Raw genomic sequence first — 19740 nt, 5'->3', positions numbered from 1 at the left:
CCAAGCGCTAGTCTTTATTTATGATTATTTCGCAGTGAGTGCATTTCCTTCAAATTTAATGCCATCCCATCCATGAATCATGAATTGACGGATATTTTGATGATCTGATGCTTCAGGTGTCGCCAGAACAGAAGCGTAGTGTTCTGCAAAAAGCTGTAATGTTTGTTCTTGAGAAAGACCATTTAATTTGGCAAAGGAAAAAACTTTAGCACTCCCTTGATTTTCATTACTGGCATTATATTGTTGACCATTACTAAATGCGGTTGGCGTATGTGTATAACCTGCTTCAATAAATGAAATTACGTCGGCAAATTTTGCTTCGCCATTTTTTAATTGTTCTAATAATGCTTGAGCCATAGTTGAGTCCTTACACGTTTAAATTTGCTACATCTTAACGAAAAAATGAGTGAATCAAAGACAATAATTCGTTACTTTTTAAGGGGGAAATATGATCAATACACGAGAACGGACATAATATGAGTTGGTTATGGGTAGCCTGTGGTGGAGCGATTGGTGCAACACTTCGATATGTGACCAGTATGTGGTTCATGCAAAATGCATATCAATTTCCATGGGCAACTTGGATTGTGAATATTTTGGGCTGTGTTCTAGCAGGGGGATTTTTTGCATTCAGTTTACAATATCCTGTATTACAACAAGAAGCTCGCCTATTTTTTATGGTTGGGATATTAGGTGGTTTTACAACATTCTCAAGTTTTGGCTTGGAAACTTTTCAATTGATAAAATCTGGACAATACAATCTGGCGCTGATTTATGTTTTGAGTAGTATCTTGATTGGACTCTTGGGATTGATCTTGAGTTTTACCTTTACTCAATTTTATTTAACCAATAAATAACGATAAGAATAAAAAAAAGCCTAAATTGGAGGAGTAAATTTAGGCTTAAAAATTGTGAGAGTCGAAAATTTTATTATTTACGTTTAAAGCGACCGAAACGCTTATTGAAACTTGCCACACGTCCTTCATTATTGGCCTGACGGACCTCACCAGTATAGAAAGGGTGCGAAGCACTTGAAATATCTAGCGTGACATAGGGATAAGTTTTCCCTTGATATTCTTTGGTTTGCTTTGATTGAATCGTACTACCGATGATGAAATACTGATCTGCATTGGTATCATGAAATAGTACTTCATGGTATTCAGGATGAATATTGGGACGCATGGAAACACTCCGAATTATTTATATAATGTTATAATATAACATAATAATAAGGATTGTAAGGTCTTGTTAGTTTTTTCAAATCGGAACGAGCGTTTCAAACAAATCATTGAGATTGTCATCGACCTTTAAGTTAATCAGATTCCAATAGTGTCCAGAAATCGTACGATTGACCATTAATGTGTCTGGAGAGGGCTTAAATGTATCCCAATACTTAAGTGATTTTTTCACTAAAATGACGCCATCATGATGAGATGAGTTTTCAGCAAAATTGTATTGAGTGGTAAGGGGTCTGAGCAACACTTCTAACCATTGTTTATAAAGTTCCTCAGGGAATTTTCCTGTTTCAGCAAGAGCATCCAACGCGAATAGATGTTGTTCAATCTCTTGGATATTTTCAGCACGACCAGCGCGAACTAATTTTTTAAATCGATCCACCAGTTCAGCAGATAAGGTTTTAACACCACCAAAATCATAGATGATGACACTACCATCTGAGCGGAAAGCAAAATTGCCAGGATGCGGATCACAATGAAAACGTTTTAGATAGAAAATCTGATGACCAAGAGCTTGAATTAGTCGACGACCAATTTCGTTGCGTGTATCAAGCGGCCAAGTGCTTGCGGTTTCAATATTGTCACCTGCTTCTAAGCTCAATGTTAGAACTCGTCTGCTGGAATAATCTTTGAACACTTGTGGGATAATAATTTTAGAATCCAATGCTTGATGGAAGGTTCTAAATACCTCTAAATTCTGCGCTTCAATTTCATAGTTGAGCTCTTCGTGTAAGCTGTCTTGAATTTCTGCAAATAATCGATCTTGTAATTTTTTATCGACTTTTAGTACACCCATCAAACGTAAGGCCAAGCGAACTTGTTTTAGATCGCTTTCGCATGCTTCATCTACGCCTGGGTACTGTACTTTTACAACGACTTCTTGGCCATTTTTTAAGGTGGCTTTATGAACTTGCCCAATCGAAGCTGCTGCAAAAGGTTGTTCATCAAATGTTTTAAAAACATCTAACAGTGGCTGACCAAGTTCTTTTTCTACTTGTTGCTTGATTTGTTGGAAGGGCATCGCAGGGGCTTGACGTTGTAATTTAGCAATAGCCTTCGCGACTTCAGGCGGGAAAATATCTTTGTATTGTGATGCAATTTGACCAACTTTCATTACAGCACCTTTCATTTCCCCAAGGGTATCTGCAATTTGAACACCAATGTCTTGAAATAGCTTACTGCGTGCTTCGTTTTTTTTATCATCATCTGCATTAAAGGTGCGAATAGAGTTGGACACGGTTTTAGTAGCAATACTTGCAGTCATACCTGCGAGTTTCATGAAACGACGGCCGGGAGAGCTCGCTTTGTTTGCCATGAGTTAAGAACCTCGATTCATTATTTTCATCTTCTGATTTGATCATAGGCGACAAATTAAAAGATGCATATTTGAAATTGTTAATGAGTTGTAAGTAAATGATTGGCTAAAAAAATAAATCCCGAGCATCCGGGATTTATTGTTCATGATGATTGACTACGCTCAAGTCGCTGATTATTCATATATAAACGTCCGAGTAAGAGTACACAGGCAATACTTAACCCCACGATCAATCCAATCCATACACCCGCGGGACCAATATTGGTAAATCTAGAGAGATATACGCCTACAGGAAACGCAATCACCCAATAGGCAAGCATAGTAATCCACATAGGACCCTTCGTATCTTGCATGCCTCTTAGACATCCTGCAGCACTGATTTGCCAAGCGTCCATCAGTTGGTAAGCAACAGCGAATAGCACCAAGTAAACCGCAATTTGAGTCACCAATACATCAGAGGTGTACAACGCGACAATTTGATGGCGGAAGACCCACAATAAAACCATGGTCATTACTGCAAGTACAGTACCTGTTGCTAAACCCAACCATTGGACTTTACGCATAGATTGGTAATCCTTTTCGCCATAATACGTTCCCACTCGGATGGTAAGTGCGATCGCCAGAGACATCGGGATCATAAATAATTGTGACGTAATGGAGATGGCAATTTGATGCGCTGCAACCGTAATTTCACCCAATGGACTCAATACAATTGCAGCGGTACTGAAAATACTGACCTCAAAGAAGATAGCCAAGCCAATTGGGAAACCTAAAGCAAGGATGCGTTTTAACCAGTAGCGATCAATTTTTTCAAAATGACTAAAGGGTTGGGTTTTTTGATATGCCTGATTATTCAAGATATACAATGCCAACGTGATCAGCATCAGCCACTGTAGAATTGCCGTTGCAAATCCACATCCAGCACTTCCTAATGCAGGAATTGGACCTAAACCATACATAAACACAAAATTAAGCGGAATAAGTACGACTAAGGCCATTAAACTGATCACAGTCACTGGGCGTGGATTACCAATCGCCTCAGAGTATCCTCGTAGTGCAGCAAACATGGTGACTGCTGGCATACCGAATCCAATCGCATGTAAGAATAGGCCAGCTTTAGGGTGAAGTGACTCTGGAACGCCAAGAAGAGGAAGCGTATAGGGGAGAATCTGTAAGACTAGACCAGCAATAATCCCGAGAACTAAAGCAACCCATAATGCTTGTCGTGTAATAGTGGCAATTTTCTCTGGAGTCCTCGCACCGTTTGCTTCAGCAACCAACGGCGTTGTTGCAATCATAATACCGCTAAATAGCAACATGACAGGAATCCAAAGACCTACCCCGACAGCAATTGCCGCTAAGTCTAATGCAGATAAATGTCCTGCCATAATGGTATCAATCAGTCCTAATCCTGCTTGCGAAAATTGCGTAATCAAGATTGGGATCATGAGATGAAATAGTTTTTTTAATTCATAACTGATGTTGGAAGTTGCAGTCACATTAGACACAAAAATTACTCATCGTTTTTATGTGCTTAGAATGAAGGTTTAGCGTTGTAAAGTGAGAAGCACACCTATAAAAATCACCACGCCACCCAAAATGCGCTGCCAATTAATGGCAATTTTTTCTGTACCTAAAATTCCAAAATGGTCGACTATCATGGACATAACAATCTGTCCAAAAATAATTAATGCCGATAAGGTTAAGAAACCTAATTTAGGTGCGGAATAAATACTAATACTGATGGCATAAACACCTAAAAAACCGCCAAGCCAAAGATGCCAAGGAATTTGTACAATTTCGCTCAGTTGTGGTTTTTCAGTCTGTTGAAAAAAAACCAGTATTGCGAGAACTATTGTACCAATCAAAAATGATAAAAGTGCAGCCTGTAATGGAGAATATAAATATTCACGTAATTGTGTGTTAATCGCAGTTTGAAAGGTCATTGCGATTCCGATCCCTAGTGCTAAAGGGATAAAGAATAAAAATTGGCTCGCGACTTTAAACATAAATGCACCCACGTCCTTGTTTTATATTGAGTGTAAAGTAAAAACTGAATCAGTTCTGAGCGTTATGGTGTAGTCATGTTAAAATAAGTTTTTTAAGTTTTTGAGCTGTACGTTTGGCTACTTTGAATCCACAAGATATTCCATTGTCACTTTATATTCATATGCCGTGGTGTGTGCGTAAATGTCCATATTGCGACTTTAATTCGCATGCTGTACCCAATGGGGCATTGTCCATGGCGTTGGAGAAAGAATATTTACAAGCATTGGTTGAGGATTTCAAAACACAGATAAATTTTGCTCAGGGTCGTCAAATCCATAGCGTATTCATTGGTGGTGGTACACCTTCACTCATTTCTGCTCAAGGGTATCAGTGGCTTTTTGCTCAGCTAAGCGCTTTGATTCCGTTTGAGGATGATTGCGAAATTACCTTAGAAGCCAACCCGGGAACGGTAGAACATGATCCATTCGCAGATTATTTAAAGGCGGGGATCAATCGCTTGTCTTTAGGTGTCCAAAGCTTTAACTCTAATCATCTTCAAAAACTGGGGCGTATTCATTCCAACCAAGATGCAATTTCAGCAATTGGTTTGGCGAAAGATGCAGGCTTTAAGCGAATTAATGTCGATTTAATGCACGGCTTACCTGAACAAACGCTTGAACAAGCATTACTTGACTTAAAACTTGCCGTGGAGCACGGTGCTACACATATCTCGTGGTATCAGTTAACCATTGAGCCCAATACCGTATTTTTTCGAACTCAACCTATATTGCCTGTCGATGATGTATTAGAAGAAATTCAGGTACAGGGTGAGGCCTATTTAATCGAAAATGGTTTTACCAACTATGAAGTATCGGCTTGGCGTAAAGAAAAACCCTCAGCACATAATTTAAATTATTGGCAATTTGGCGATTACTTAGCGATTGGTGCTGGTGCGCATGCTAAAGTGACGCTAAGTGATGGTGTATATCGTTACCAAAAAACACGATTACCGAAAGATTATCTAGCGAAAGTCCCTGCAGAGCATTTGCAGTTTAAGAAAATTGAAGCTGATGAAATGCCATTCGAATTTATGATGAATGCACTTCGACTTAATCAAGGTGTACCAACCTCATATTATGAAGCTCGTACAGGTTTATCTTTGCAATCAATCCAAGATCAAGTTCAATCCTTGATTGACAGAAAATTAATGGTAGATGATCCAAACCGTTTGTCATGCACTGCTCAAGGACATTTATATTTGAACTCATTGCTTGAGGAGTTTCTGTAAGTTCTATAGTTAAACTCCAATGTAATTTTTAACAGCGAAACTGTTAAATCCACACTTATTTCGCTCCTTTACTGTGAAAATAATGATGAGTTTTTTAATGGTTCTCATCAAGATAGGTAATAAAAATGAAATTAGTTCTAGTGGCTTCAATCTTGGGATTGGCATTCGTTGGTTGTGCTGATAAAAACAAAAATAGTGAGCAAATGTCAGAACAAGAGAGACCAGCGTATTTAAATGCTGAAGCTTCTGCGCCTGTTGATCAAGTTGTTCGTGCTGAAGGTGAACAGGTGATCCATTTTAGTGGACCAATGGATTTAACATTAGAGCTAAAAACAAACGACAATTTTCAAACGGCAGAACTCAGGGATAACTCGGATGCGGTTTATCACTTGAAGAGCACGGTTGCTGCAAGTGGTGTGAAACTTGCAAATGAAGATGGAGTTTCAATTCATTTTAAAAATTTCAATGGTTTGAATGAGGGAACAGTTGAACTCGTGAAAGATAAGCCAATAGAGATTAAAGAGTACCGTGAGCATTAAAATATATGCATTAATTTACAACACCTGATTGGATATTCAATCAGGTGCTTTTTTATTCCTTAATTTGAGCTTTGATCTTCAACATACTTTTTTAAATGATTGGCCATTTCCCACTGAGAACCAATAAAACGATATAGGGCTTCAACTTCTTGTTTTGTCGCGCCTTGAATAAATTTATCGTCTAAAGTTACTTCAATAGTTCGTTCAAATTCTGTGTTATTAGCGTTGATACGATCAAATTCATAGGTAATTTTTGAATGGATTGGGACTTGAGCAAATTGCTCTATGGTTGCGATAACAAACTTCTTATCTTTCTCAAACTCAATCACATGCCATTCATTACTCCAATCTTTTATGCCTGGAATCGGGCTGCTAATAAACTCTTTAAAAGTCGTACCTTTTTGAACGCGAATATTCTTAGGCTCGATGGCTTGAGTTGCACCCAAATTAATTTTTGGCCAGAGATTTAAATTGGTTAAAATATTGAAGACTTCACTCACAGGGCGATGAATAATGACCTCAGCAGATCCACTCGTCGAGTAATTCAAATTCTTTGTTGAATACGTCGTGGTTTTTTGGTGATGTTTAATATCTGATTCAGCGAAGCTATTTGTAGCGAAAAAGACTGCAATGAGTAAAGAGAGGGAGATCAAGGTCTTATGCATATTATTTTCCTTTTTGTATTTTGATAAAAGCTCGTTTGGAATATTTATATCGCTTGATCAAGATACCACTGTTGTATTCTTGCTCTAAATGTAATTTCGTATTCTTAAAGTAAGATAGTTTATTCGATCAATAAAAAAAGACCGCCTTGGCGGTCTTTTTTCTATGAAAGCTTAGTAATCAAAACTGAAGTGTTCAGCTTCTAAAGACATTAAAGTTTTCGAAGGGTTAACCATAGATTCAGCATGACCTTGAGCACGAGGAAGTAAACGCTCAAAGTAGAAATCTGCAACTTTGATTTTCGCTTTGTAGAATTCTGGAGTTTCTTGACCATCACCTGATGCCAACTTCGCTGATGCCACTGCCGCTTGTTGAGCCCAGTAATATGCCATCATTGCATAACCAGAGAACATTAAGTAATCCACAGAAGCACTTGAAACGATGTCGCGATCTTTGCGTGCAGCAAGCATAATACGTACAGTTAATGCGTTCCATTGTGCACAAATCTTAGTTAAGTCCCAAGCAAAACGGCGCATGTATTTATTGCGTGCGTGCTGGCCACAGAATTTTAAGATTTCAGCTGTATAGTCACGAACGACTTTACCTTTAGAAGATAACAGTACTTTACGACCGATTAAGTCTAGTGCTTGAACACCAGTTGTACCTTCGTAAAGCGTTGAAATACGCGCATCACGAACGATCTGCTCCATACCATGTTCTTTGATATAACCATGGCCACCAAAGACTTGCATACCGTGGTTTGCTGCTTCTAAACCTAACTCTGTTAAGAAGCCTTTCAAAATTGGAGTATAGAAACCTAATTTATCATCGTAATCATCAAACTTCGCTTGATCACCTTGAGCTAAAGCATCAGTCATTTTGTCAGCTAGCTGTGCAGCATGATAGATCATTGCACGGCCACCTTCTGCAATGGCTTTTTGATTCAAAAGCATACGGCGAACATCAGCATGATGGATAATTGAGTCAGCTACTTTTTCAGGCTCTTTTTTACCTGAGAGTGCGCGCATTGACATACGTTCTTTTGCATAAGGTAATGCACCTTGGAATGCAAGTTCTGCATGTGCTAAACCTTGAACAGCAGTTCCGATACGCGCCGTATTCATGAAGGTAAACATTGCGTGTAAGCCTTTGTTGACTTCACCAATCAGATAACCCGTTGCAGCATCAAAGTTCAGTACGGCAGTAGCAGATGCTCTGATCCCCATTTTGTGTTCAATAGAACCGCAAGTCACAGGATTGCGTTCGCCTACACCACCATCAGCAGTTGGGATAAATTTTGGAACGATGAATAATGAAATACCACGCGTACCAGCTGGAGAGTCTGGAAGACGTGCCAACACAATATGAATGATATTTTCAGTTAAATCGTGTTCACCCGCAGAAATAAAGATTTTAGTACCTGTGATAGCATAAGTACCGTCACCTTTAGGCTCAGCTTTAGTTTTAACTTGCCCCAAGTCTGTACCACATTGTGGTTCAGTTAAACACATTGTGCCTGACCACGTACCCGCAGTGAGGTGAGGCATGTAGGTGTTTTTCTGTTCTTCAGTACCAAATTGCATGATGGTATTCATACAACCCATACTTAAGCCCGGATACATCGTGAAAGACCAGTTTGCTGTACCCATCATTTCTGATTTGATCAGGTTCAGCGACATAGGCAGTGCTTGACCACCAAACTCTTCAGGATAAGAAAGACCTTGCCAGCCACCTTGTACAAACTGCTCGTAAGCTTCTTTGAAACCTTTAGGCGTTTTGACTTCTCCATCTTTAAAATGACAGCCTTCTTCATCTCCAGACTGATTAAGTGGAGATAATACATTTTCACAGAAATCTGCAGCACCTTCGATAATCATATCGACAGTATCAGAGTCAGCAGCTTCGCCGTTGCTTAGAGTTTTATAGTGCGCAGGATAATCAAAAACTTCGTTCATTAAGAAACGAATATCACGTACGGGCGCTTTATATGCAGGCATTAAACTTTTCCTAATTTGAATAGAGAAAATACTTGTTAGATGATCCGATTATTGACCTACAACACTAAAAAAACATTGATGTAAGTCACGGAAATAAATGTCAGAATTGCGAATTAGTGTTTAGGCTCTTGAATGAATATAAACTGAATTCATTTGTTGTAGTAGGAGTTTATTAGAAAAAATAATATTATTAATACATAAGCTTAGGTTGATTTTTTTGTGTGGATGACCATATGTTTAATTTGAATTTATTCAATTTGAATATGCACTAAAAATATGTCACTAAAATCAATTCGAAGATATTTAATCGATATTCTAGAGAGAAAAAAGTGCAATTTAAAAAATTGCACTTTTCACAAGGCACTAAACGTGTGCAAAAACTAAATAAAATCTTTTAATTCTGGACGCACACCATTCCAAATCGCGAAAGATTCAATCGCTTGTCCAACGAGCATTCCAAATCCTTCTGCAGTCGGAATTCCACGCTGTTTCGCTTGATCAAGGAAAGTGGAAGGTTTGCCATAGGCCATTTCATAGGCATATTTGAATTTTAACTGTTGAGGTAGATTGAGTGCATCACCAGACAAGCTCGCAGAGGTGGCATTGATAACAATATCAAATTCACCTGCTAAGTGATCAAGACCACAAGCGTTTAGCTCTAGATCTGGGACAGCAGGTTGTAAGTCCTGAATCAATTGCTCTGCGCGTGCAACCGTTCGATTAGCAATCATGATTTTATTTACACCAGCTTGATGCAGTGGATAAATCACGCCACGTGTTGCACCGCCTGCGCCTAAAATAAGTACACTTGCTTGTTCAAGAGGCCAATTTAGATGTTGAATGGCTGCAACAAGTCCTTGGCCATCGGTATTGTCGCCATGCAATACACCATCTTTCATCCATAGTGTATTCACTGCTTTTGCAATTTTGGCACGTTCAGTGAGTACATCACATTGTGCAAAAGCTTGTTCTTTAAACGGCACCGTGACATTTAGACCAATACCACCAGCCTTAAAAAACTCATTGATACTCTGTGTAAAACCATCGAGAGGAGCAAGGCGTTTGCTATATTCAAGGATCACCCCAGTCTTTTGTGCGAACGCATGATGAAGCTCTGGAGATCGAGATTGTTCAATGGGATTTCCAATTACGGCAAATTGTTTGCGCATTGCTCTAATTCCTGATGAAGAAGTGGCAAACAATATACGTCAAATGCAGAAAGTTCCCAATATGAACATATTCAATGAAGTGTATTAATGACTTGGGTTACAAATTTCAAATAGGGTATGAAGTAAAATATGCGCAATGTTGAGCAGTAGACCAACAGCTGCAAACACCATCAAGCTAAAACCAAAGCTATCATTGAGTAGTGTTTCTGAAAATATAGTGGTACTGATTGCACTCAAAAGAGCAATAACCAGTGTCCAAAATACGACAACACGTGCGCGAATAGAGTTGTGTTGCATATCGATTCCTTATGCAGAAGTAAAAACTTCCATGGGTAATACAAGTAAATAATGATTGTACAGTACTTTGCTTAAATTAAACTTAAGAGCTGTGTCAGAAGTGTGACAAAATTTAATCAATTTTATCTATTGTGCCTTTTTTTCTAAGAGAATGTAATGGAATTATTCAATTTCGTTAGACAATGGAGTGAATATATTGCTCAACAAAAAAAGCCCTGTTTTAACAGGGCGAGTGATTTACATTTAATGCAGTTCAGCGAGCCAATCTCTCGGTTTTAAATAGTAGTCGGTTAATTTCTTTTCAGCAGAGCCTTCATCCCATTCAGGTCTGTATTTCCAACCCGTTAATGGCGGAAGACTTACTAAAATAGACTCAATTCGACCGCCAGTTTGTAATCCAAATAAAGTCCCTCGATCGTAAACTAAGTTATATTCCACATAGCGTCCACGACGATACAATTGGAAATCGCGTTGAGCTTCACTATAGGGTTTGTCTTGATTACGTTGGAAGATTGGTAGAATCGCCTCGAGATATCCATTGCCTACAGCTTGCATGTATTTAAAACAAGTTTCGAAATTCCACTGATTTAAGTCATCAAAAAATAACCCACCGACACCACGTTGTTCATCACGATGCTTCAAATAAAAATAATCATCACACCATTTTTTATGATCTTGGTAGACATGATCGCCAAAAGGTGCACAAAGATCGTGCGCAGTTTGATGCCATGATTTAACATCTTCATCATTCGGATAAAATGGCGTTAAGTCAAAACCGCCGCCAAACCACCAAATAGGATCTTGTCCTTCTTTTTCTGCGACAAATAGTCTTACGTTGGCATGTGAGGTCGGTACATTTGGATTTCTAGGATGGATCACCAAAGAAACCCCCATGGCTTGTGCTCGTGCACCAGCTATATGTGGGTGCCGTTCAGTAGCAGATGCTGGTAACTTTGAAATATTGATGTGCGAGAACATCACACCACCTTTTTCGATCACTGTACCATCTTGCAATACGCGTGATCTGCCACCACCACCTTCGGGACGTTCCCAATCATCAATCTCAAATTGGGCATTACCGCCACCTTGTTGTTCTTGTTGTTCAAGCGCAGCACAAATTCGAGTTTGTAAGTCGAGTAAAAATTCACGGACACGTTGAATATCTGCAGAAGTCGGGTGTGACATACCAAGCCTCTTGGGCAATGAAAAACTAGCTACATCAAAACATAAATTGTATGAAAGATTAAGGTGATTTTATCGATATAGCGGATCGAGATTTAAGTTTAGTCAGGGTAAACGTACTTTGTGATTTGAATTTGCTTATGAATCCTGACCAAGATACTAGGTTGAATTAAAACAATAAGCTCCTCAAAATAGAACGACTGAAAGCAGTTAAGCTTTTAATATGTGGTGATTTTAAAGGTGGGGATATGTTCGAAAACGTTATTTCACTGGTGCAAAAATATAATGTTCCAGGTCCTCGATATACGAGCTATCCCACAGTTCCGTATTGGGAGCAGTCGACTTTTGATCAAGTACTATGGCAGCAAAAACTAAAAATACGTTTTGATAAATCGAATAGCCAACATGGTATTAGCCTTTACGTTCACTTACCTTTTTGCGAGTCCTTATGTACTTTTTGTGGATGTCATAAAAAAATCACTAAAAAACATGAAATGGAACAGCCTTATATTTTGGCTTTGTTAAAAGAATGGAAATTGTATTGTGAGTTATTTGTAGAGCGTCCTTGGATTAAAGAGATACATCTAGGGGGACGGACACCTACATTTTTTTCTCCTCAGCATCTTAAACAGTTGATTGATGGGCTTTTAGCACTATCAGAAGTAGCTGAAGATCATCAATTTAGTTTTGAAGGACATCCTAATAATACTTCTTACGATCATTTAAAGACGCTGTTTGAATTGGGTTTTAGACGCGTTAGCTTTGGCGTGCAGGATTATAATGAAACCGTGCAGAAAGCGATCCACCGAATTCAACCTTTTGAACACGTAAAGCAGGTTACAGAATGGGCGCGTGAAATTGGTTATACGTCTATTTCGCATGATTTGGTCTACGGGCTGCCCTTTCAATATTTAGATGATGTTTTAAACACAATTGATCAAACCATTCAAATTAAGCCAGATCGTTTAGCCTTTTACAGTTATGCGCATGTACCATGGATCAAAGGCAATGGGCAACGTGGTTTTAAAGACCATGATGTTCCGCGCGATGAAGAGAAAAGACAGTGTTATGAGCAAGGAAAACAAAAATTATTGTCTGCTGGATATCATGAAATAGGGATGGATCATTTTGCGCTTGAGCATGATGATATGTATCAGGTATTTCAAGCCCAACAGTTACATCGTAATTTTATGGGATATACCGTTTCAAAAACAGAAGTGATGATTGGCTTAGGGATGTCGGCTATTGGCGATTGTTGGCAAGGTTTTGCTCAAAATGAAAAGACGCTTGAAGATTACTATGCTCGATTAGAACAAAACGAAATTCCAGTTTTTAAAGGTCATCTTTTAACAGAAGAAGATTTGAAAATCAGAAAACACATTTTAAATCTCATGTGCCACTTTGAGACGAATTGGCAAGGTGACATGGATTTTGCACAGCGACCACAAGTTTTAGAAGATTTAGCTGAAATGCAAAATGACCAACTTGTGAAGATGAGTGAATATGGATTGAAGGTAACGGAAGCTGGAAAACCATTTGTACGAAATATCTGTATGGCGTTCGATTTAAGGTTAAAAAGAAACAAACCTGAAAATCGGATATTTTCTATGACGATATAGTCATCTTCACAAATTGGGCTGAGTCTAAGTGAAAAAATACCCCTAAGCATCGGGGTATTTTTTTACAGCGATTAAATTATGCTGTAGTTAAAAATCATCCTTTTGATACATATGTGACATGCGCTCATGTTTGGTTTTTAAGTATTCTTCATTGAATTTATTCAAACCGACCGTTAACGGGACACGATCAACTACATCAATTCCTAAATCAGTTAAAGCTTTAATTTTGAGAGGATTGTTTGTGACAAGTTTGACTTGTTTCACTTGTAAGTGATCCAGCATGATGCTGCACATATCGTATTTACGCGCATCAGCGGGTAAGTTGAGCATCAGGTTAGCATCTACTGTGTCATGTCCTTGATCTTGCAAGGCATAAGCACGAATTTTATTGGTTAAACCAATACCACGACCTTCTTGACGTAAATATAAAATTACGCCTTGTCCAGCTTCGTTAATCAATTTTTGAGTTGCTTGAAGTTGTGGGCCACAATCACATTTTAATGAAGCAAAAGCATCACCTGTTAAACATTCGGAATGGATTCGTACCAAGACAGGAGAGGTGGGTGCTTTATCTAATCCTTTTGACAATGCTACGTGTTCTTCACCTGTTTTAGGATCTTGAAAAACAGTGATTTTAAAATCACCAAAGGCAGTGGGTAATTTAGATGTGGCAACAAACTCTATAGGCACAGCGACTTCCATTACATGTTCATAATTTGGCTAAAGTATAGCTGAATGATCAGACCATAGTTGAGTATCATTGTGCAAATTTACACAGAAGATTTCCTTTTTTTTGCAAAGCACAAGATAATAGTTGATAAGTAGCATCGATATTCAGGATAATCTAGCTACCTAACAACGCCCGTTTAGCGAAAGCTCAACACTGGACCAATATAAATGTGGTTGATTTAAGGTGTTTTTTTTCGATTTCTCGATCAATAAGAAGAATCGAGCTAACCCATTTACCTAGCTTAGGATTTGCCAGGCTTTAGAAGGCATTGCCACATATGTTGTATACCGAAATACCTAGTCAACGTCCTGTTACGCCTTTGTTGGATGCGATTAATCATCCAATGCAATTGCGTCAACTAGCCAAAGAACAATTGAGTCAAGTGTCGGACGAGCTACGTCAATTTATTTTGTATGCTGCTGGACAAAGTGGTGGGCATTTCGGTGCCAATCTAGGTGTAATCGAATTAACTGTTGCCTTGCATTATTGTTTCAATACACCGCATGATCGTCTTATCTGGGATGTGGGACATCAAGCATATCCACATAAAGCTTTGACTGGACGTCGTGAGCAACTAACAACAATTCGTGCAAAAAATGGCTTAGCGGCGTTCCCCGCTCGTGAAGAGTCTGAGTTTGATACTTTTGGTGTGGGCCACTCATCAACTGCTATTTCAGCGGGTTTGGGAATGGCTTTAGCTCGTCGTTATCAAAAAGATCCTTGTGAAGTGGTTGCAATTATCGGTGATGGTGCAATGACAGCAGGGATGGCATTCGAAGCCATGAATGATGCTGTTGCACATAATGCTGATCTCATGGTGGTACTGAACGATAATGATATGTCGATTTCATGTAGCACGGGTGGTTTTGCAAAACATTTGGCTGCGATTTGGGAAAAAGGGCAATCTGTACACATTGATGAGCAGGGTAATCCATTTATTCGGGATTATCCTGAGTGGGACTACACTTCACGCTTACATTGTGCTGCTACAGAGGCTGCAGATAACTTATTTAAAGCGATTGGATTTGACTATTTTGGTCCATTCGATGGTCATAATGTCGATGAACTTGTTAATGTATTTAGTGCCTTAAAAAAACGTAAGGGGCCGCGCTTAATTCATATCTATACCAAGAAAGGTAAGGGCTTCGCACCTGCTGAAGCAGATCAAATAAAATATCACGCAATTGCTAAATTAAATGCTGCATCAGCTTCAACAAAAGCACCCAAATATTCTGATGTTTTTGGGCAATGGTTGTGTGATGAAGCCCAGTTGGATGATAAGTTGTTAGCCATTACACCTGCCATGTGTGAAGGTTCAGGTATGGTGCAATTCGCCAAACAATATCCTGATCGTTACTTTGATGTGGCAATTGCAGAACAACATGCAGTGACCTTAGCTGCTGGTATGGCATGTGAAGGTTTAAAACCAGTAGTGGCAATTTATTCAACCTTCTTACAGCGTGGTTATGATCAGCTCATTCATGATGTGGCATTACAAAACCTTGATGTCACATTTGGTATCGATCGTGCAGGTTTAGTAGGTGAGGATGGACCAACTCATGCTGGTGCATATGATTACGCATTTATGCGTACAGTTCCGAATATCGTGATTATGGCACCAAAAGATGAAAATGAATGCCGTCAAATGCTACATACCGCTTATTTGCACCCGGGTCCTGCTGCAGTACGTTATCCACGCGGAAATGGTTTAGGTGTTGAAATTCAAAAAGAACTGACAGCGCTTGAAATTGGTAAAGCTGAGTTAACTTTGGAGCTGAATGTAAAAGCCGAAGAAGTGATTACTATTTTAGCTTTCGGTAGCCGCGTGATTGTTGCAGAACATGCTGCTCAGCTTTTAGTTGATCAATTGGATGTTGCGGTACGCGTTGTGAATATGCGGTTTGTTAAACCCCTAGATGGTCAAATCATTCGACAATATGCAGATCAAACCCAACTTTTTGTAACGGTTGAAGAGCATGCAGTCATGGGTGGTGCTGGAAGTGCTGTGAATGAATTTATAATGGCCGAACACATTCTTAAGCCAGTTTTGAACATAGGCTTACCTGATCAATTCTTAGCGCAAGCCAGTCATGCTGAGATGCTTAAAGATTGTGGATTGGATGCAGAAGGTATCCAAGCTTCAATTCAACAAGCTTGGTTAAAGCTTGTACAGGTGGTTTAAATACAAGTCATAAAATTTTAGAAACATTTTTTACCTAAAAGCGCCGATATTTGATAAAATGTCGGCGCTTTTATGCATTATTCTTTATCAGTATCTTCAAATTTGTAGTGGGTGTTCAATGGAACCTATGGTGGTGATGGCTGCGCGTGCGGCTCAAACAGTTGGTCAAGAGCTTTTAAAAGCGCATCAGAATCGTCATAAACTTGATCTGCAAGTTGAAGAAAAGGGTATCGAAGGTCCTGTAACTCGCGTTGATCGCTATGTTGAAGAGTTGACGATCGATATCTTGCGCAAAAGCTATAAAAATCACAGCTTCCTTGGTGAAGAGTTTGGTATGCAAGAAGGTAAAGGTCACGATGCTGATTGGTGTTGGGTGATCGATCCTTTAGATGGTACTTTAAACTTCATTAATGGTGTCCCACACTTCTGTATTTCTATTGCAGTTCAACACAAAGGCGTGACTCAACACGGTGTTGTGTATGACCCAATCAAAGATGAATTGTTCTCTGCGAGTCGCGGTCGCGGTGCAATGATGAACCAACGTCGTATTCGTGTGAATGTAAAAGATAGTTTAGATCGTACATTCTTGGCTGTTGGTCATGCATATCGTGCTAAACGCGATGGCGAAGTAGTTTCTTATGCAAAAAATCACTTCGATTCTTTGTTGGCAGTATCTGAGCAAGGTGCTCAATTCCGCCGTTTAGGTTCAGCAGCACTCGACTTAGCTTATGTTGCTGCTGGTCGTTACGATGGTTATTTCGAACTTGGTTTGAAACCATGGGATATCGCAGCGGGTGAGCTAATTGTTAAAGAAGCTGGTGGTACAGTAGTTGATGCGCGCGGTGGTTCAAATTCAATGGAAAATGGTCAAGTCTTGGCTTGTTCTATGAAATTATTGAAACCATTGATGCAAGCAGTTGTCCCAGCCTGGGGTGCTGCTGCTAAATAAGCAGATCAAATTTATGAAAGCTCCCTAACTGGGAGCTTTTTTATGTCCAAAACATGATAAATTTGAATATTTGTACTTGAATGCACCAAAAAAGCAATTAAACTTAATGACATTATAAAAAAATCTGTTATACTCCGCGCACGCACTAAATTTCGTTCATTACCTGAACATTTCTCTTCTATATTGTGTATGCGCGTCCGGTCCAAAGAGAGGACATTATTTCGCGCCCCACCCAATCGCTAAAAGCGATTCCTTCAGGTTCAGGCTGTAATCATGTGTGCGTTATACGCATCGTCGTTCTCGGATCGCCGCTGATTCTATATTTTCAGCGATTATTGCTGTACCGCTTTTTGCCGATGTCCATCAGACTTTATTTAATGGAGCACCCAATTTTCGGGTGAAAAACTCTATGAGCAAAACTTTTGCTGATTTTCCACTACACGAATCACTTCAACAAGCATTACAAGCATTAGGTTTTACATCGCCTACTCCTGTTCAGGAACAATCAATTCCTGCTGCTTTAGATGGTAAAGATCTTTTAGTATCAAGCCAAACAGGTTCTGGTAAAACTGCTGCATTCTTATTACCTACACTTCACGCTTTAGCGGGTAGTGAAGATACGTTGCTTTCTTTCAAAGAGCGTATGCGTGCTGTAACTGCACCTACAATTTTAGTACTTTGCCCAACACGTGAATTGGCTCAACAGGTCAGCCAAGATGCGATTGCATTTGTACGTCACATGAAAGGTGTTCGTATTGCTGCGATTATGGGTGGTATGCCTTTTGGTAAACAAATCCAACAATTAAAAGGTGCACAAGTTGTTGTAGCGACTCCAGGTCGTTTACTTGATCTTGTAAACCGTCGTCAAATCAAATTGGACAAAGTTAAATCATTAATCGTAGATGAAGCAGACCGTATGCTTGATCTTGGTTTCTCTGAAGATTTAGAGGCGATCAGTGATTTAGCGGGTAACCGTGATCAAACATTAATGTTCTCTGCGACTTTCGCACCACGTATTATTACGTTGGCAGAACGTATGATGAATGAGCCAGAACGTATTGCGATTGAAACTGGTCACACGACGAATACTGACATCACTCAGACTCTACATTGGACTGATGGTTTTGAGCACAAGAAAAAGCTTTTAACACATTGGTTAAATGAAGAAGATCTTGATCAAGCCGTTGTATTTGCTTCTACGCAAGAAGATACAGATATGCTTGCAGAAGAACTGTCTGAAGCTGGTCTTTCAGTTGTAGCACTTCATGGTGCAATGCCACAGACTGTACGTAACCGTCGTTTGCGCAGCATTCGTGAAGGTCGCGCAAAAATTTTAGTTGCAACTGACGTTGCAGCACGTGGTCTAGATGTACCAACAATTTCACACGTGATTAACTTTGGTCTTCCAATGAAGAACGAAGATTATGTACACCGTATTGGTCGTACAGGTCGTGCAGGTCGTACTGGTAAAGCAATCACATTAGCGACTTACCGTGAACGTGGTAAAATTCGTGCTTTAGAAGACTACTTAGATGCACGTCTAGAAGTTTCTGAAATTGAAGGTCTTGAGCCATCTCCACCTCCAGCACGCGGTAGTCGTGATGGCGCTGGTCGCGGTCGTGGCCGTGGTGGTGAAGGCCGTGGCCGTGGTGGTTTCGGTGGTGGTCGTCGTTTTGAAGGTGAATCAAACTTCAAACGTCGCGAAGGTAACCGTGATGGCGAACGCCGTTCGTTTGGTGAAGATCGTCCACGTCGCGAGTTTAACAACGACCGTCCACGTCGTGAGTTTAATGGCGAAGATCGTCCACGTCGCGAGTTCAACAACGATCGTCCACGTCGTGAATTCAACGGTGAAGATCGTCCACGTCGCGAGTTTAACAATGACCGTCCACGTCGTGAGTTTAATGGCGAAGATCGTCCACGTCGCGATTTCGGTGATCGTCCGCAACGTTCATTTGATGATCGTCCAAAGCGTGATTTCGGTGATCGCCCTCGTTCTAACGATGACAATCGTGGTAACCGTGTAGATTATAAACCTCGTGAAAACAGTTTTGGTGACCGTCCAAAACGTGATTTCGGTGACCGTCCAGCACGTCGTGAAGGTGGTTTTGATCGTCCAAAACGTACATTTGGTGATGACCGTCCAAAGCGTGAATTCAATAGCGATCGCCCACGTCGTAAATTTAACGACTAATCGGTATAGCTAAATAAACCAGCCTTCGGGCTGGTTTTTTATTGCTCATATAAAAAAATCTGTTAGAATAAAAGTGAATAAGTTCACATTATTTATGGTAAATGTAAAATATGAATAATAAGATTATAATGATTGAGACGAAGCAAATGAATGTTGGTGCAATCATGATGTACGTGTTCTTTTTATTGGTATTACTTAATCTTGCCTATTATTTTTTTAGTATCACATTATAAATTTTTAAAAAAGAATAATTTCAAATCATTGTTTCATAAATAAAACACATCTTTCTATAAGCAAAATTAATAAAAATGATCAATAATGCTACAATGTCCGCTTAACCTTGTATTTTATAAATAACATTTAAATTCAGTTATTTCAGAGTATAGTATGCA

At 39.5% G+C, this 19740-nt stretch carries 18 protein-coding genes; 7 read left to right on the top strand and 11 right to left on the bottom strand.

Translation table 11 applies throughout. The features are described from left to right. Positions 1-24: 24 nt before the first annotated feature. The gene (locus tag AC1M87_RS12120) at positions 25-357 is read right to left on the bottom strand and encodes a HopJ type III effector protein (RefSeq protein ID WP_035264987.1); all 333 of its coding nucleotides are present in this window, start codon (positions 355-357) and stop codon (positions 25-27) included. A gap of 119 nt (positions 358-476) precedes the next feature. Here AC1M87_RS12120 and crcB point away from each other — a divergent pair, with 119 nt between their 5' ends. Next, a complete protein-coding gene (crcB, locus tag AC1M87_RS12115) occupies positions 477-857 on the top strand; it encodes a fluoride efflux transporter CrcB (RefSeq protein WP_481593815.1) in 381 nt (126 codons plus the stop codon). A gap of 73 nt (positions 858-930) precedes the next feature. On the opposite strand, the gene AC1M87_RS12110 is transcribed toward crcB, so the two are convergent. The 4 genes from AC1M87_RS12110 to AC1M87_RS12095 all read right to left on the bottom strand — a co-directional run bounded on the left by AC1M87_RS12110 (position 931) and on the right by AC1M87_RS12095 (position 4559). After that, positions 931-1182, bottom strand: coding sequence for a type B 50S ribosomal protein L31 (locus tag AC1M87_RS12110; RefSeq protein ID WP_035264993.1), 252 nt, complete (start codon positions 1180-1182; stop codon positions 931-933). Between the two features lie 75 nt (positions 1183-1257). Continuing rightward, positions 1258-2550, bottom strand: a complete 1293-nt coding sequence (locus AC1M87_RS12105; RefSeq protein ID WP_481590817.1) for an ABC1 kinase family protein — start codon at positions 2548-2550, stop codon at positions 1258-1260. 143 nt (positions 2551-2693) lie between these two features. Then, complete coding sequence (locus tag AC1M87_RS12100; RefSeq protein WP_092768159.1) at positions 2694-3998, bottom strand: MATE family efflux transporter; 1305 nt, start codon at positions 3996-3998, stop codon at positions 2694-2696. A 99-nt stretch (positions 3999-4097) separates the two neighbouring features. Continuing rightward, positions 4098-4559, bottom strand: coding sequence for a DMT family transporter (locus AC1M87_RS12095; protein ID WP_035264998.1), 462 nt, complete (start codon positions 4557-4559; stop codon positions 4098-4100). A gap of 113 nt (positions 4560-4672) precedes the next feature. Here AC1M87_RS12095 and hemW point away from each other — a divergent pair, with 113 nt between their 5' ends. Then, a complete protein-coding gene (gene hemW / locus AC1M87_RS12090) occupies positions 4673-5827 on the top strand; it encodes a radical SAM family heme chaperone HemW (RefSeq protein ID WP_481593814.1) in 1155 nt (384 codons plus the stop codon). Positions 5828-5952: 125 nt separating this feature from the next. Continuing rightward, positions 5953-6366 (top strand): hypothetical protein, encoded by a 414-nt coding sequence (locus AC1M87_RS12085; protein WP_481593813.1) that lies wholly within the window; start codon positions 5953-5955, stop codon positions 6364-6366. 59 nt (positions 6367-6425) lie between these two features. Here the strand turns inward: AC1M87_RS12085 and AC1M87_RS12080 are convergent, their stop codons facing one another. The 5 genes from AC1M87_RS12080 to hemF form a co-directional block, all read right to left on the bottom strand. After that, a complete protein-coding gene (locus AC1M87_RS12080) occupies positions 6426-7031 on the bottom strand; it encodes an SRPBCC family protein (protein WP_481593812.1) in 606 nt (201 codons plus the stop codon). Positions 7032-7202: 171 nt separating this feature from the next. After that, a complete protein-coding gene (locus AC1M87_RS12075) occupies positions 7203-9026 on the bottom strand; it encodes an acyl-CoA dehydrogenase C-terminal domain-containing protein (protein ID WP_481593811.1) in 1824 nt (607 codons plus the stop codon). A 380-nt stretch (positions 9027-9406) separates the two neighbouring features. Next, on the bottom strand, positions 9407-10195 hold the full coding sequence (gene aroE / locus AC1M87_RS12070; RefSeq protein ID WP_481593810.1) for a shikimate dehydrogenase: 789 nt from the start codon (positions 10193-10195) through the stop codon (positions 9407-9409). 84 nt (positions 10196-10279) lie between these two features. After that, on the bottom strand, positions 10280-10492 hold the full coding sequence (locus AC1M87_RS12065) for a hypothetical protein (protein WP_035265018.1): 213 nt from the start codon (positions 10490-10492) through the stop codon (positions 10280-10282). Between the two features lie 243 nt (positions 10493-10735). Next, positions 10736-11677 (bottom strand): oxygen-dependent coproporphyrinogen oxidase, encoded by a 942-nt coding sequence (gene hemF / locus AC1M87_RS12060; RefSeq protein ID WP_481593809.1) that lies wholly within the window; start codon positions 11675-11677, stop codon positions 10736-10738. Between the two features lie 245 nt (positions 11678-11922). On the opposite strand from hemF, the gene hemN reads away from it, so the two are divergent. After that, positions 11923-13293 carry an oxygen-independent coproporphyrinogen III oxidase gene (hemN, locus tag AC1M87_RS12055; RefSeq protein ID WP_481593808.1) on the top strand — a complete coding sequence of 457 codons (1371 nt, stop codon included), beginning with the start codon at positions 11923-11925 and terminating at the stop codon, positions 13291-13293. Between the two features lie 87 nt (positions 13294-13380). Here hemN and ribA read toward each other — a convergent pair whose 3' ends face one another. Then, a complete protein-coding gene (gene ribA, locus AC1M87_RS12050) occupies positions 13381-13983 on the bottom strand; it encodes a GTP cyclohydrolase II (protein ID WP_035265235.1) in 603 nt (200 codons plus the stop codon). A 317-nt stretch (positions 13984-14300) separates the two neighbouring features. Between ribA and dxs the strand changes: the two genes are divergently transcribed. From dxs to AC1M87_RS12035, 3 genes are all read left to right on the top strand, one after another. Beyond that, positions 14301-16205 carry a 1-deoxy-D-xylulose-5-phosphate synthase gene (gene dxs / locus AC1M87_RS12045; RefSeq protein WP_481593807.1) on the top strand — a complete coding sequence of 635 codons (1905 nt, stop codon included), beginning with the start codon at positions 14301-14303 and terminating at the stop codon, positions 16203-16205. Positions 16206-16323: 118 nt separating this feature from the next. Continuing rightward, positions 16324-17154, top strand: a complete 831-nt coding sequence (locus AC1M87_RS12040) for an inositol monophosphatase family protein (RefSeq protein WP_035265030.1) — start codon at positions 16324-16326, stop codon at positions 17152-17154. Positions 17155-17563: 409 nt separating this feature from the next. Next, positions 17564-19348, top strand: a complete 1785-nt coding sequence (locus AC1M87_RS12035; protein ID WP_481589462.1) for a DEAD/DEAH box helicase — start codon at positions 17564-17566, stop codon at positions 19346-19348. The last annotated feature ends 392 nt before the right edge of the window (positions 19349-19740 follow it).

Source organism: Acinetobacter sp. 24-47-62 (genome assembly GCF_056779765.1).
Note: the sequence above shows the minus strand (reverse complement) of the source record. Positions and strands in the feature narration are given on the sequence as shown.